Origin of the sequence: Caulobacter sp. LjRoot300 (assembly GCF_964253875.1) — a bacterium.
GTDB lineage: Bacteria > Pseudomonadota > Alphaproteobacteria > Caulobacterales > Caulobacteraceae > Caulobacter.
This window is the reverse complement of the sequence record NZ_CAXUSA020000015.1, coordinates 1-14165: the sequence shown is the minus strand read 5'-3', so window position 1 is coordinate 14165 and position 14165 is coordinate 1. Positions and strand designations below refer to the sequence as shown.

At 68.8% G+C, this 14165-nt stretch carries 13 protein-coding genes; 4 read left to right on the top strand and 9 right to left on the bottom strand.

Translation table 11 applies throughout. The features are described 5' to 3' along the window. Positions 1 to 385 precede the first annotated feature (385 nt). Positions 386 to 1495 carry an acyltransferase family protein gene (locus tag ACSQ2G_RS23715; protein WP_436034825.1) on the top strand — a complete coding sequence of 370 codons (1110 nt, stop codon included), beginning with the start codon at positions 386 to 388 and terminating at the stop codon, positions 1493 to 1495. Between the two features lie 121 nt (positions 1496 to 1616). Here ACSQ2G_RS23715 and recN read toward each other — a convergent pair whose 3' ends face one another. From recN to lpxC, 3 genes are all read right to left on the bottom strand, one after another. After that, on the bottom strand, positions 1617 to 3326 hold the full coding sequence (gene recN, locus ACSQ2G_RS23710) for a DNA repair protein RecN (protein WP_436034822.1): 1710 nt from the start codon (positions 3324 to 3326) through the stop codon (positions 1617 to 1619). A gap of 138 nt (positions 3327 to 3464) precedes the next feature. Further along, on the bottom strand, positions 3465 to 4352 hold the full coding sequence (locus ACSQ2G_RS23705; protein WP_436034824.1) for an outer membrane protein assembly factor BamD: 888 nt from the start codon (positions 4350 to 4352) through the stop codon (positions 3465 to 3467). Between the two features lie 232 nt (positions 4353 to 4584). Next, positions 4585 to 5481, bottom strand: coding sequence for a UDP-3-O-acyl-N-acetylglucosamine deacetylase (gene lpxC / locus ACSQ2G_RS23700; protein ID WP_436034821.1), 897 nt, complete (start codon positions 5479 to 5481; stop codon positions 4585 to 4587). Positions 5482 to 5769: 288 nt separating this feature from the next. On the opposite strand from lpxC, the gene ACSQ2G_RS23695 reads away from it, so the two are divergent. Then, a complete protein-coding gene (locus tag ACSQ2G_RS23695) occupies positions 5770 to 7857 on the top strand; it encodes a prolyl oligopeptidase family serine peptidase (protein WP_436034820.1) in 2088 nt (695 codons plus the stop codon). Between the two features lie 58 nt (positions 7858 to 7915). On the opposite strand, the gene ACSQ2G_RS23690 is transcribed toward ACSQ2G_RS23695, so the two are convergent. The 6 genes from ACSQ2G_RS23690 to yajC all read right to left on the bottom strand — a co-directional run bounded on the left by ACSQ2G_RS23690 (position 7916) and on the right by yajC (position 12943). Then, positions 7916 to 8671: a squalene/phytoene synthase family protein gene (locus tag ACSQ2G_RS23690; protein ID WP_436034819.1), complete on the bottom strand. Its 756-nt coding sequence runs from the start codon at positions 8669 to 8671 to the stop codon at positions 7916 to 7918. An 83-nt stretch (positions 8672 to 8754) separates the two neighbouring features. Then, positions 8755 to 9369 (bottom strand): urate hydroxylase PuuD, encoded by a 615-nt coding sequence (locus ACSQ2G_RS23685; RefSeq protein ID WP_310079666.1) that lies wholly within the window; start codon positions 9367 to 9369, stop codon positions 8755 to 8757. A gap of 276 nt (positions 9370 to 9645) precedes the next feature. Beyond that, positions 9646 to 9999, bottom strand: coding sequence for an Mth938-like domain-containing protein (locus tag ACSQ2G_RS23680; RefSeq protein ID WP_436034823.1), 354 nt, complete (start codon positions 9997 to 9999; stop codon positions 9646 to 9648). Positions 10000 to 10001: 2 nt separating this feature from the next. Then, a complete protein-coding gene (gene secF / locus ACSQ2G_RS23675) occupies positions 10002 to 10952 on the bottom strand; it encodes a protein translocase subunit SecF (protein ID WP_028040741.1) in 951 nt (316 codons plus the stop codon). 9 nt (positions 10953 to 10961) lie between these two features. Further along, positions 10962 to 12560, bottom strand: a complete 1599-nt coding sequence (gene secD, locus ACSQ2G_RS23670) for a protein translocase subunit SecD (protein ID WP_436034818.1) — start codon at positions 12558 to 12560, stop codon at positions 10962 to 10964. Positions 12561 to 12634: 74 nt separating this feature from the next. Next, the gene (gene yajC / locus ACSQ2G_RS23665; protein ID WP_436034817.1) at positions 12635 to 12943 is read right to left on the bottom strand and encodes a preprotein translocase subunit YajC; all 309 of its coding nucleotides are present in this window, start codon (positions 12941 to 12943) and stop codon (positions 12635 to 12637) included. Positions 12944 to 13064: 121 nt separating this feature from the next. Between yajC and ACSQ2G_RS23660 the strand changes: the two genes are divergently transcribed. Further along, positions 13065 to 13904 carry an ATP-binding protein gene (locus tag ACSQ2G_RS23660; protein ID WP_436034816.1) on the top strand — a complete coding sequence of 280 codons (840 nt, stop codon included), beginning with the start codon at positions 13065 to 13067 and terminating at the stop codon, positions 13902 to 13904. Between the two features lie 19 nt (positions 13905 to 13923). Then, positions 13924 to 14163, top strand: coding sequence for a hypothetical protein (locus tag ACSQ2G_RS23655; protein WP_436034815.1), 240 nt, complete (start codon positions 13924 to 13926; stop codon positions 14161 to 14163). The last annotated feature ends 2 nt before the right edge of the window (positions 14164 to 14165 follow it).

Sequence of the window (14165 nt, the reverse complement as noted above, 5' to 3'; positions counted from 1 at the left end):
CTGCGTCGAGGTGGGTCAAGGATACGGGCGGTCTGGGAGGATGAGGATCAAATCGGGTCGAGAAAGTTCAGGACGTTGGAATCCTGAGACTTTATTAGCTGAACGCCGAGCGCAAGCCGGGGACGTGCTCTCACGGCAAGGCCTCGCCGATCGATCCACGGCCTCTGGGTGAGTGCATGTCCCCAACGCCATCCACGGCGTCATGGGACTTGAACACCAAACTCAGCGGGTCCGTTGGGGACACGCACTCACCCCAAGCGCCCTGCAACCTAGCTGGCGCCTTGCCGTGAGTGCGCGTCCCCGGCTGATCCTGCAGCCCCACACTGGCCCAGCTCTTGCTGCCGCCAGCCAAAGGAGCCCTTTCCCCATGTCCCAGACCGCCGCGATGTCCCAGAACGGTCCAGGCCGGAACATCGGCCTGTCCCGAGGCGGCGCCCTGGATCTGCTGCGGTTCGTGGCCGCGCTGTTCATCGTGCTCTATCACGTGGCCGAGCGGGCCCCGGTGTCGCTGTTCGCGATCCACCCGGCGTTAGGCCGCGGTTACCTGGCCACCGACTTCTTCCTGATGCTGTCGGGCTATGTCCTGGCCCGGACCTACGGACCCCGTCTCCTGGGCCACGACGTCACGACCGGCGAGTTCCTCAAGCGCCGCATCCTGCGCATCTGGCCCGCCCACCTGGTGATGCTGGCGCTGTTCGTCGCTTTCGTCCTGGGGACCGGCGCCGTCGGCCTGGCCCCGCAGAACCCGCAGTGGTTCCAGTGGCCCCAGCTGCTGCCGCAGGTCTTCCTGATGCAGGCCTGGTTCGTGCCCGGCCCGTCGGGCTGGAACATGCCGACCTGGACCCTGTCGGCCCTGATCGTCTGCTATGCCGGCTTCCCAGCCGCCTGGCGGGCCACCGCCAGGATCCGCTCGCCCTGGACCACCCTGCTGATCGGCGTGGCGATCTTCCTGCTCGTGGACTATGCGGCCAAGGCCGTGACCGGCATCCCGGGCCACCAGCTGCCGCTGCGGTTCGGCCTGGTGCGCGGCATCCCGCTGTTCATCCTGGGCATGCTGGTCGCCCGCCTGCCGACGGCGATTTCGTCCCGCTGGGCCGACGGCCTGGCCATCGCGGCCGGGGGCGGCGTCGTCGCCCTGCAGGTCTTCGGCCGCTTCGATCATGCCAGCCTGGCCCTGCTGGGCCTGCTGATCTACGCCGCCGGCGCTTCGGGCGCCAAGGGCTGGGGCTGGGCCGGCCTGGCCGGCCGCCTGTCGTTCTCGCTGTTCCTGACCAACCAGCTGGTCGCCGTGGCCTGGTTCGGCCTGCTGCGCGCCGCGACGAACAAGCTGGGGCTGGACGGTCCGCTGCTGTGGACGGCCTGGGCCATGGCCCTGCCCGCCTGCGTCGTCGCCGCCTGGCTGTTCGAGCGCTTCGTCGACACGCCGCTGCAGGCCTGGATCAAGGGCTGGTCGCGCAAGGACGTGGCGCCCAAGGCCGAGCCAGCGCTGGCTTGACGGCGGCGCCTAGCGTCCTTCGAGGCTCGCCTACGGCTCGCACCTTAGGATGAGGACCACTTTTGCACTGAGTTCCTCATCCTGAGGCGCCCGCGCGGCGGGCCTCGAAGAACGCAGGACCTCAGCCGATCAGCGCCTTGGCCGCGGCCCGCGCCGCCTCGGTGACCTCGGCGCCGGACAGCATGCGGGCGATCTCCTCCTGCCGCTCGGCCGCCGACAGCGGCTCCACGCGGGTGCGGATCGACCTGTCGTCGCCCGACTTGGAAATCCGCCAGTGGGCGTCGGCCCGGGCGGCGACCTGGGCCGAGTGGGTGACGACCAGCACTTGCGCGCCCTTCCCGCTCGAACCGTCGGCCAGGCGCTTGAGGCGCAGGCCCACCGCGTCGGCCACGGCCCCGCCGACGCCCTGGTCGACCTCGTCGAAGATCATCAGCGGCTGGGGCCCCTCCCGCCCCGCCAGGGCGGCCTTCAAAGCCAAGGCGAAGCGGGCCAGTTCACCGCCCGAGGCGATGGCCTCCATCGGTCCGAACGGCGCGCCGGGATTGGTCGAGATCTCGAAGGCCACGCGGTCGACGCCCATGGGGCCGGCCCGATCCTCGTCGAGCGGCGCGATGGCGACCCGGAACTTGGCCTTCTCCAGCTTCAGCGGCGCCAACTCGGCCTCGACGGCGGCGGCCAGGCGATCGCCGGCGGCGCGGCGTTCGGCCGACAAGGCTTGCGCGGCGAACAGATAGGCGGCGCGGGCGTCGGCGGCTTCCTGCTCGGCGGCGGTCAACGCCTCGGCCGAGGACTCGATGGCCTGCAGCCGGGCCGCGAACTCGGCGCGCTTGTCGGGCAGCAGTTCGACGGCGACGTTCAGCTTGCGGGCCATGCCGCGCAGGGCGAACAATCGCTCCTCGGCCTTTTCCAGGCGGTCGGGTTCGAACTCGAAACCCTCGGCGGCGGCGTCGATGGCGGCGGCGGCCTCCTGGGCCTCGACCAGGGCGCGGTCGACCGCCTCGCAGGCGGCGACCAGCTTGGTGACGGCCGGACCGTCGGCGGGCGCGCCGGCCTGGATGGCCCGCTCTCGCGCGCGCTCCAGGGCCCGGAAGGCGCTGGCCAGCTTGCCCGACAGGGCGTCGCCGCCCAGGGCGTCGCTGGCGGCGGCGATGTCGGCCAGGGCCTTCTCGGCCGAGCCCAGCAGGGCCCGCTCCTCGGCCAGGGCCGTCTCCTCGCCTTCGCGCGGGTCCAGGCGGTCCAGCTCCGACAGGCGCAGGGTCAGTTCCTCGGTCTCGGCGGCGGCGCGGTCGGACAGGTCGCGCAGGGCGGCGGCCTTCTCGCGGGCGGCGCGCCAGGCGCTCCAGGCCGAGGCGACCGCGCCGACCCTGACCGCCCCGAAGGCGTCCAGCAGGGTGCGATGGGTGCGCACGTCCAGCAGGCCGACGGTCTCGTGCTGGCCGTGGACCTCCAGCAGCAGGGCGCCCAGGTCCTTGAGCACCCCGACGCTGGTGGCCTGATCGTTGACGAAGGCGCGGCTGCGGCCGTCGGGCGACAGCTGGCGGCGCAGGACCAGGTCCTCGTCGCGAGCGTAGTCCAGGCCCTTGTCGTCCAGATAGGCGAAGGCGGCGTGGTCGGCCGGCAGGGCGAAGATGGCCGTGGCGCTGGCGTGGCCTGCAGCCCCCCGACGAACGAGCCCGGCGTCCGCCCGCGCGCCCGTCGCCAGGCCCAGGGCGTCGAGGATGATCGACTTGCCCGCCCCGGTCTCGCCGGTGAGCGCGGTCAGACCCGGGCCGATGGCCAGGTCCAGGCTTTCGATGAGCACGACGTCGCGGATGGAAAGGCCGATCAGCATGGGCCTAGGATCGCCGGGAATCAGCATTTTTCAAAGGGGCCTTGTTCCCGGGCTGTTCTCGTCGCCATCGAAGGACCTTCCGAAACGAAAAACGGGCCGATCCTGGAGGATCGGCCCGTCAAAATCGGACGTTTGCGTCTACATGCCCAGGACGCCCTTAAGGCCGCCCTTTTTCTTCTTGGCCTCGCCTGGCGGGGCCAAGGTGTCGTCCTTGTCGTGGATCAGGCGGTCGAGGAAGTTCTTCTTGTTGCCGGCCTTCAGCGGCTCGACGGCGGGCTTGAGGCCGTTGTTGGTGAGCAGCTTGTAGGCCTCGGCGTACCAGGGGTCGCCCGGGAAGTTGTAGCCCAGCACCGCGCCGTTGCGCTTGGCCTCGTCCATCAGGCCCAGGGTCAGGTAGCTCTCGACCAGGCGGTAGAGGGCCTCGGGGGCGTGGGAGGTGGTCTGATGGCGGTCGACCACCGTGCGGAACCGGCCGATGGCGGCCAGGGTCTGGCCGTTGCGCAAGTAATAGCGGCCGATGGTCATTTCCTTGCCGGCCAGCTGGTCGCTGACCATGTCGATCTTCAGCCGGGCGTCCTGGGCGTATTCCGAGTTGGGGTAGCGCTGGACGACGTCGCGCAGGGCGGCCATGGCCTGCTCGGTGGCGGCCTGGTCGCGGTTGACGTCGACGATCTGCTCGAAATAGCAGACGGCCTTCAGATAGTAGGCGTACGAGGCCGACGGATTGCCCGGGTACAGGCCGATGAAGCGGTCGGCGTCCGAGATCGCCTCGTTGTACTGGTTGCCCTGGTAGTGGGCGTAGCCGGTCATCAGGATCGAGCGGCGCGACCATTCCGAATAGGGGTGCTGGCGCTCGACCTCGCGGAAGTAGTCGACGGCCTCGTTCCAGCTGCCGCGGTCCAGGCGGTTGGCGCCGGTCGAATAGAGCAGCTCCACCGGGCGCTCTTCGTAGGCCAGGCTCGGCTTCTTGCGCTTGCCGGCGCAGGCGGAGACCGACAGGGCGACCAGCACGGCGGTCGCGACCATGGCCACCTTGCGTCCCGAGAAATTACGAAGCACGGACTTTTCACCCTCGAAGCAAACGTGCGCCCCTGCGCCGTGCAAGGCTTCTACACCACGCCGATGCGGGCGCAAATGGAAGCCGAGCCGTGACGAGGATACGCCCCAAGACGCATCCCCCGGGGAATCCGCCCAAACCCTACAGACATCGGCTTTTTGACCAAATCAGGTCGAAGATCCACGCCTGGGTATCGGATCGTCAGACGGCCTGGGCCAATTCCACCGAATGGGCGCGCATCCGCCAGGCGGACGGGTTGGCCATCAGGGCCCGGACGACGGCGTTGTTCAGGCCGTGGCCAGCCAGGACGCCCTCGAAGCGGCCGATGATCGGCGCGCCCAGCACATAGAGGTCGCCCACCGCGTCCAGCGCCTTGTGGCGCACGAACTCGTCGGGACGGCGCAGGCCCTCGGGGTTGAGCACCCGGTCGCCGTCGATGACCACGGCGTTCTCCATCGTGCCGCCGCGGGCCAGGCCAATGGCGCGCAGGGCCTCGACGTCGCGGACGAAGCCGAAGGTGCGGCAGTCGGACAGCTCGGCGCGGAACGATTCCTCGTCGACGGTCAGGTCGACGCGCTGGCGGCCGATGGCCTTGCTGGCGAAGGCGATCTCGAAGGCCACCTCGAAGCGGTCCGACGGCGACAGGCTGGCCGACTTGTCGCCCTCCTCGACCACCACGGTGTCCAGGATCTCGATGTAGCGGCGCGCGGCTTCCTGCTTGCGGCGGCCGGCGCGGTCCAGGATCTGCACGAAGGGCTCGGACGAGCCGTCCATGATCGGCACTTCCGGACCGTCCAGCTCGACCACGCAGTTGTCGATGGCCAGGGCGGCCAGGGCGGCCATCAGGTGCTCGATGGTCGAGACGCGCACGTCGGCGGCGTTGTTGATGACGGTGCCCAGCTGGGTCTGGCAGACGGCGTCCGGCCCGACCGGCACGCGGTTGTCGTGGTCGTGGACATCGGTGCGCACGAAGACGACGCCGGCGTCGACCGGGGCCGGGCGCACGGCGACGCGCACGTGCGAGCCGGTGTGCAGACCCACCCCGGCGAAGATGACCGGTCCGGCGACCGTATGCTGAAAATAGGCCGAAGCCGACACGTGAGACCCTTACCTTGACCAGCGGGGCGGTTCATCGACCGCCTTCTCGCCCCGTCTAACATCTAGGGAAAATGCTGCGTCGCGGCAAAGCAAGTCCTGTTTCCGATTGTTACCTTCCTAGACGATTGTTTTCGATGGCTTTTTTGGACGCTTGACGGTCATTTTTTCGTCGCATTGCGAAGCTTGGAGACTCAAGGGGCGATCTTGCGCCTTCCCCTGGCTTCGCTGGCATGTCGTCGCTAGGCTCCAGCCTCTTTCCGGCGACAACGCCTCGTGGATACCGCTTCGATGACCAAGACCTTGCGCCTAGCCGCTTCCGCCTTCTCCCTGTCCGTCGCCGCCTTCGCCGTAGCGCCCGCCGCCGTCGCCGCCGAGACCCGCGGCTTCACCGCCAAGGACATGGTGCAGCTGGAGCGGATTAGCGACCCGCGCGTATCGCCGGACGGCCGCTTCGTGGCCTACAGCGTACGGACGATGGACTACGCGGCCAACAAGGCCTCGATGTCGCTGTGGATCGCCGACCTGAAGGCCAGGATGGCCCCGCGCCGGCTGGCGGTCTCCGACGGGGGCGCCAGCAACCCCCGCTGGTCGCCCGACGGCAAGGCCCTGTACTTCGTCTCGGGACGGACCGGCGGCCTGGACCAGGTCTACCGCACCGACGCGGCCGGCGAGACCGCCGTCCAGGTGACCAAGGCCCCGTTCGACGTCGGCGCCTTCAAGATCTCGCCCGACGGCAAGACCATCGTCATCGCCCAGGCCGTGTTCCCCGACTGCGACACGCTGGAGTGCACCAAGGACAGGCTGGCCGCCAAGGGCGGGCGGAAGACCACCGGCGTCGTCTACGACAAGCTGTTCATCCGCCACTGGGACACCTGGGCGGACGGAACGCAGAATCACCTCTACGCCCTGAAGCTGGACGAAACCGGCGTGGCCACGGGCGCTCCGGTGGCGCTGATGAACGGCTTCAACGGCGACGCGCCGACCAAGCCGTTCGGCGGCGACGAGGATTTCGCCATCACGCCGGACGGCAAGGCGGTGGTGTTCTCGGCCAAGCCGGCCGACCGCGAGGAATCGTGGAGCACCAACTACGACCTGTGGCGCGTTCCGCTGGACGGCTCGGCCAAGCCGCAGAACACGACCGCGGCCAACAAGGCCTGGGACGCCCAGCCCAGCGTCTCGCCCGACGGCAAGACGGAGGCCTACCTGGCCATGAAGCGCCCCGGCTTCGAGGCCGACCGCTTCGCCATCATGATCCGCGAAGGCGACAAGGTCCGCGAGCTCTCGCCCGCCTGGGACCGCTCGGCCCAGTCGATCGCCTGGAGCGCCGACGGCAGGACGATCTACACGACCGCCGAGGACATCGGCCAGACCAAGCTGTTCGCCGTCGACGTCAAGACCGGCAAGGCCACCGCCCTGACCGGCGAAGGCCACATCAGCGGCTTCAGCGTCGGCCCGCAGTCGATCGTCTACGCCCAGGACAACCTGAAGGGCCCCGCCCAGCTCTACGCCCTGTCGACGGCCAGGAAGGGCGAGGCGCCCATCAAGCTGACCAACAACAACGCCGAGGCGCTGAAGGACGTCGCCATGGGCGAGCCCGAGCAGTTCAGCTTCCCCGGCTGGAACGGCGAGACTGTGCACGGCTACGTGGTCAAGCCGGCCAATTTCGACCCGGCCAAGAAGTACCCCGTCGCCTTCCTGATCCATGGCGGCCCGCAAGGCAGCTTCGGAAACCTCTTCCACTATCGCTGGAACGCCCAGACCTACGCCGGGGCCGGCTATGCTGTGGTGATGATCGATTTCCACGGCTCAACCGGCTACGGCCAGGCCTTCACCGACGCGATCAGCCAGCACTGGGGCGACCGTCCGCTGGAGGACCTGCAGAAGGGCTGGGCGTTCGCCACCGGCAAATACGGCTTCCTCGACAAGGACCGCGCCTGCGCCCTGGGCGGCTCGTACGGCGGCTTCATGGTCAACTGGATCGCCAGCCAGTGGAAGGAGCCCTGGAAGTGCCTGGTCGACCACGACGGCATCTTCGACAGCCGGTTCATGGGCTATTCGACCGAGGAGCTGTGGTTCAGCGAATGGGAGAACGGTGGCCCGCCCTACCAGGCCGGCACGACCTATTCCAAGTTCAACCCGGCCGACCATGTGGACCAGTGGAGCGTGCCGGAACTGGTGGTCCAGGGCGGCCAGGACTTCCGCGTGCCGCTCGAGGAAGGCATCGGCACGTTCACGGCCCTGCAGCGCAAGGGCGTCCCCAGCAAGCTGCTGTACTTCCCCAACGAGAACCACTGGGTGCTGAAGGCCCAGAACTCGGTGCAGTGGCACGACGAGGTCCTGAAGTGGCTGGACCAGTGGACCAAGAGCGGGAACTAGGGTCAGCCACGAATGGGGACAGGCGCATGCGCCTGTCCCCGACCGTTCCAACTCGATATCAGACCCGCCCGGTCGCCACCGCCCAGGTCAGACGCAGGCGCTTTTCCAGTTCGCCCAGCTCGCGCCCGCCGGTCTGGGCCGTCGCCAGGGCCGCCGGGACGGCGGCGGGGAATGCGGCCACCGGCAGCGCCTTGAGCGCCAGGTTCGCCTTGGCCCGCGCCTCCCCCACCCGCCGGCGGACGTCGGCCTGCGACCAGTCCGTTGGCAGCCGCTGGACCCCCGCCCGCCCCAACCGCCACAGCCCCGCCAGCCCGTAGGCCCGGGCGGCGTCCTGCACCGCGTGGGGATCGGCCTTGGAATCGAGCCGCCAAGCGGCCAGCATCGCCGTCGCCCCGGCCGTCGCGTCGACATAGGCCAGGACCTCGGCCTCCGTCTCGAACGGCGCGGCGTCGAGATCGGCCATCCGGGCCTGGGCCATCTCGGCCAGGGCGCTCAGGGGATAGCCGGCGGCGGCCACGGCCTCGACCGTGGGATGCCGGCGCGGCGGCTGGCCGGCGGCGATCTCCTCCATGGCCTCGCGCCACCAGGTCAGGCGGATCTCGCCCATCAGCGCGTTGCTGACCCCGCCGGCCACCCGGGCCAGCTCGTAGTTGAAGGCGTAGAGCGCGATCACGTCGGTCCGCGCCTTGGGATCGGCGATGAACCGGCTGGCCAGCCAGCGGTCGGGATCGATGCGGCGCACCAGGGCGTCCAGGTCCGTGTCCGGCGCCTCATTGCGGTGGGCGGTGTCCAGCGTGGTCTTCGGGGTCGTCATGGGCGCGGCTTATGCGCCGCCTGGCCCAAAAGAAAAAGGCCCACGGATCCCGCGGGCCTTCTTCGTTCGATATGGTCGGGCGATCAGTTGAACAGCGTCTGGTACATCGTCATCGTCGCCAGCATCGGGATGCTGAGCAGCGTGTTGATGCGCGAGAACAGCATGGCCATCTTGGCCGCCTTGGCCTTGGCGTCGGCGTCCACCTCGATGATGCCCAGGGCCCGCTTCTGGTTCGGCCAGATCACACCCCAGACATTGATGAACATGATCGTCGCCAGCCACATGCCCAGGCCGATGAAGGTGAAGCCCATGTCGACGCCGCGCTCGTAGCCGCCCCACAGGCCGAAGGTCGCCGCCTCGGCCAGGTAGCCGCGGCTGAACGCCAGGACCACGCCCATCACCCAGGTGGCCAGGGCCGCCCAGCGGAACCAGAACAGCGCCTCGGGGGCGATGTACTTGGACACCGCCGGCTTCAGCTCGGCCGGGATCTGCGGCATGACGCGGATCTGCACGAAGTTGAAATAGTACAGCAGCCCGATCCACAGGATGCCGAAGAACACGTGCAGCAGGCGGAACACCGCCTGGAAATAGGCCTGGTCGAAGCCGTGCGGGCTGTGGCCGAAGCCGAACGCGATCACCAGCGCCAGCAGGACGCTGACGATGATGGTGTTGCGGAAATTGGAAAGCAGTCCGGTCATGTCCAGGCCCCCTAATGCCCCTGTTGTGGGGTCAGGTATAGGGCGCCCGGCGGAGTCGGCAAAGAGACACGGGTTTTCGCGATCGCTGGACAGTCATGACGCCGGCGAACGAGCGGAACCCATAAACCTAAAACCGTTGTCATCCCGGAAGCCTCGCAGAGGCTGTCCGGGACCTAGGGGACTGGGCAGATGCGGTGCGGTTCACCTGGGTCCCGGACAAGCGCTGCGCGCTTTCCGGGATGACACCGAAGGAGCGGCCCGGTGCTGCGTCGAGCGTCAGACGGCGATCAACGCCGCCGCCAGCCGCCGGCCTTCGCTGGCCAGGACGTTGTAGGTGCGGGCCGCGGCCTCGGTGCTCATGAACTCCAGGCCCACGCCGGCCGCCTTCAGGGCGTCGCGCACAGGGCGCGGCGGCAGGGCGTTGACCAGGCCCACGCCCAGCAGCACGAACTCGACCGCCCCGACGGCCGCGATGACCTCGGCAAAGTCTTCCGGCGTCAGGGTCGCCAGGCTGGTGGCGCTCCAGGGCCGCGGCTGGTCGTCGATGATCAGCAGCGAGCCCGGACGCCAGTCGCCGGAGACGCGGAATCCCCCGCCGCCCCAGGCGTCGATCGATGGCGGCTGGCGCAGCATCAGGGCCGGGTGCCGGCGCCGAGCTTGATCGGCGTGGCTTCCTCGTCGCCCCGCTTGACGCCCCAGACGAGGATCAGCGGCAGGGCGATATAGACCGACGAATAGGTGCCGATCAGGATGCCGAAGGTCATGGTGAAGACCAGCGGGAACAGCACCGGGCCGCCGAACACCATCGTGCCGCCCAGGGCCAACAGGGCCGTGGAGCCGGTGATGATCGTCCGCGACAGACGCTCGTTCTCCGACAGGTCGATGATGTCGCGCAGCGGCGTGGTCTTGTACTTGCGCAAGTTCTCCTTGAGCCGGTCGAAGGTGATGACCTTCTCGTTCATGGAGTAGCCGATCACCGTCAGCAGGGCGGCGATCGAGGTCATCGAGAACTCGATCTGCAGCACCGACAACAGGCCCAGCGTCAGGATGATGTCGTGGAACACGGCCACCACGGCGCCGACGCCGAACTGCCACTGGAAGCGGAACCAGATGTAGCCCAGCATCAGCACCAGGGCGATGCCCAGGGCCTTGAAGCCGCCCATCAGCAGCTCACCCGAGACCTTGGCGCCGATGACCGACGGAGCCGGCATGGTCATGCCGGGGAACTTGGAGATGATCTCGGCCTTGACCCGGTTGGCCTCGGCCATGGCGTCGCCGCCGGCCGTGGGCAGGAAGCGGATCATCGCCGCGTTGGGCGAGCCGAAGTTGTCCTGCACCTGCACGTCGTGCGCGCCGGTCGCCCGGGCGACCGTGCGCAGGGCGTCGCCCGAGATGGGCGTGGGCATGCGCGCTTCCATGGCGACGCCGCCCTTGAAGTCGATGCCCAGGTTCAGGCCCTGGGTGAAGAACGAGACGCACGAGCCGGCGATCAGCAGGGCGGAGATCGCCGCGGCGACCGGAGCCCACTTCACGAAGCGGAAGTGGGTCTGGCGGGGGATCAGGCGGATAAGGGGCCAAGCCATGATGGAAACCTAAGCGATCGGCAGCTTCTTCGGACGGGCGGTCTTGAACCACCAGCCGATGAGCACTTGAGTGATGATGATGGCGGTGAACACCGAGGTGAACACGCCGATCGACAGGGTCCAGGCGAAGCCCTTGATGGGGCCCGAGCCGAACCCGAACATGATCGCCGCGGAGATCAGGCTGGTGATGTTGGCGTCCATGATCGAGACCATGGCCCGGCGGAAGCCGGTGTCGGCCGCCGACATCGGTGATCGTCCCGCCGCCGCCTCGTCGCGCATCCGCTCGTAGATCAGCACGTTGGCGTCCACCGCGACCGCCAGGGTCAGGATCAGGCCGGCGATGCCGGGGAAGGTCAGGGTGGCCTGGGTCATCGACATGATGCCGACGATCAGCAGCACGTTGGCCACCAGGGCCAGGGCGGCGAACACCCCGAACAGGCCGTAGGCCAGGATGATGAACACGAACATCGCCGCCGCGCCGATGGCCAGGGAGATGGCCCCGGCCCGGACGGCGTCGGCGCCCAGCTCGGCCCCGACGGTGCGCTGCTCTTCCAGGTTCAGCTTGGCCGGCAGGGCGCCCGAGCGCAGCAGCAGGGCCAGCTCGGCGGCGCTTTCCGGCGTGAAGTTGCCGCTGATGATGCCCGAACCGCCTGGCAGGGCCTGGTTGATCTTCGGGGCCGAGATGTACTTGCCGTCCAGCACGATGGCGAAGCGCTTGCCGACGTTGCGGGTCGTGGCGTCGCCGAACTTGCGGGCGCCGGCGCCGCCGAAGCGGAAGCCGACCGCGGGCGCGCCGTTCTGGTCGAACTCCTGGTTGGCGGTCACCAGGTCCTCGCCCGTCACCACGGCGCGCTTGGCGATCGGGAGCGGCGGAGCGCCGGGTTCGGTGCCCGGAATGACCACGACGCCGGGCGGGATGCGGCCGGCGACCATGTCGTCCTGCGAGACCGTCTCGTCGACCATCTGGAAGGTCAGCTTGGCGGTCTGGCCGATCACCGCCTGCAGGCGGGCCGGGTCGCTTTCGCCGGCCGCCTGGATGACGATCCGGTTGCTGCCCTGCTTGGTGATGGTCGGTTCCTTGGTGCCCAGGGCGTCGATCCGGCGGCGGATCGTCTCGATGGACTGGTCGACGGCCTTGACCGCGTCGGCCTTGGCGGCCTCCGGCACGAAGGTCAGCTCCAGCCGGCCGTCGCCCTTGTTGCTGACCGAGGTGTCCCGCCCGCCGATCGCGCCGGCCAGGGGCCCGCCGATCGAGCGGCGCAGCAGGCTGACCGCCTGGTCCACCTTGGCCGGATCGGTGATGCGGACCCGCACGATGCCGCCCGCCTCGCCCAGCTCGCCAAACTCGATCTGGTCGTTGCGCAGGGTGGTGCGCACGTCCTCGACCATGTTGGTCAGGCGTTCGGCCCGCAGGGCGTCGGTGTCGACCTCGTAGAGCAGGTACGAGCCGCCCTGCAGGTCGAGCCCCAGGTTGAGCTTCTGGTGGGGAACCCAGCCTGGAAGCGCGTCGAGCGTCTTCTGCGGCAGCGCGTTGGGCAGGGAGAAGACGATGCCGAAGATCACCGACAGTATGACGGCGGTGACTTTCCAGCGGGAGAGGGTCAGCATGGATTACAGGCTCTGGACGACGCCCTTCGGCGTCAAGTTACGGGCGGCGCCTCGTGGTCAACGCGGAGTGGTGATCAGCTCTTGGGATCGTTGGCCGGGGCGGGTTCGCCCTTGGCGCGGATCTCGGCGATCATGCTCTTGACCACCTTGACGGTCACGCCCTGGGCGATCTCGACGCCGACCTCGGTCTCCTCGACCCGGACGACCTTGCCCAGCATGCCGTTCGACAGCACGACATTGTCGCCGCGCTTGACGGCGGCGATGGCCGCGGCGTGCTGCTTGGCGCGCGTCTGCTGCGGGCGGATCAGCATGAAATAGAAGAGCACGACCATCAGGATGATGGGCGCGATCTGGATCAGTTGCGTTTGCAGTCCACCGGACATGTCGTCTCCAAGAAATTCGAGCTGGCGTCCCCGCCCACATGGGGGGTCCGCCAAGTCGGCGGAAGCTATGCGTTCACCTCCCCTTTTGCAATGAGCGCGAGGTGGGGCTAGGAGGCAACACATGAACGACGCCGCCCTGCCCCTGCTCGCCCGCATCGCCGACGCCCTGGAGCGCCTGGCCCCGGCCGCTCCGGCCGCCCCGGACTTCGCCGCCGGACGGCTGTTCCGGCATGAACCGGGCAGCGAGGGCTTCGTTCCCGCCCCCGACTATCCGATGGCCCTGGACCTGCTGATCGGCGTCGAGCGACAGAAGGACCGGTTCGTCGAGAACCTCCGCCGCTTCGCCGTCGGCCTGCCCTGCAACCACGTCCTGCTGTGGGGCGTGCGCGGCACGGGCAAGAGCTCGCTGACCAAGGCGGCCTTCATGGTGCTGGCAGCGGAATACCCGGCCCTCAAGCTGGTCGAGGTCGATCGCGACGAGGTCGCGGCGTTGCCGCCGCTCTTTGATCTGCTGCGCGCCCGTGCGGAACGCTTCGTGGTGCTGTGCGACGACCTGTCGTTCGAGGACGGGGCGGCGGCGGCCAAGGCGCTGAAATCGGCCCTGGAGGGCGGCGTGGCCGGCCCGCCGGAAAACGTGCTGTTCGTCGCCACCTCCAACCGCCGCCACCTGATGCCGCGCGACCACGTCGAGACGCAAGGCGCGATCGCCGCCGCCGAGAACGCCGAGGAGGAGATGAGCGTCTCCGACCGCTTCGGCCTGTGGATCGGCTTCCCGCCCATGGACCAGCCCACCTACCTGGCGGCGATCCACGGCTACGCCGAGCGCTTCGGCCTGGAGGTCGAGAATCTCGAGCGCCGGGCCCTGCAATGGTCGCAGCTGCGCGGCGCCCGCTCGGGCCGGGTGGCCTGGCAGTTCATCCGTGACCTGGCCGGGGAGCTGGGTGTAAACTTGCCGGCGTAAAACCCTTCGGGAGGCCCGGATGGGCAAGCCTTGGTTTCGCGTGAAGCGCTACGGGTTCGGCGCCGGCCTGCCGTGCAGCTGGGAAGGCTGGGCGCTGCTGGCCGGCTTCCTGGTCGTCATCGTCACCAGCGGCGTGGTCTTCATGGATCGCAATCCGCTGCTGCATTTCGGCGTCTTCCTGGCCGCGACGGCGATCGTGGTCGTCGTCAGCTGGCGCAAGAGCGACGGGCCATGGAAGTGGCGCTGGGGCGAAGAGTAAAT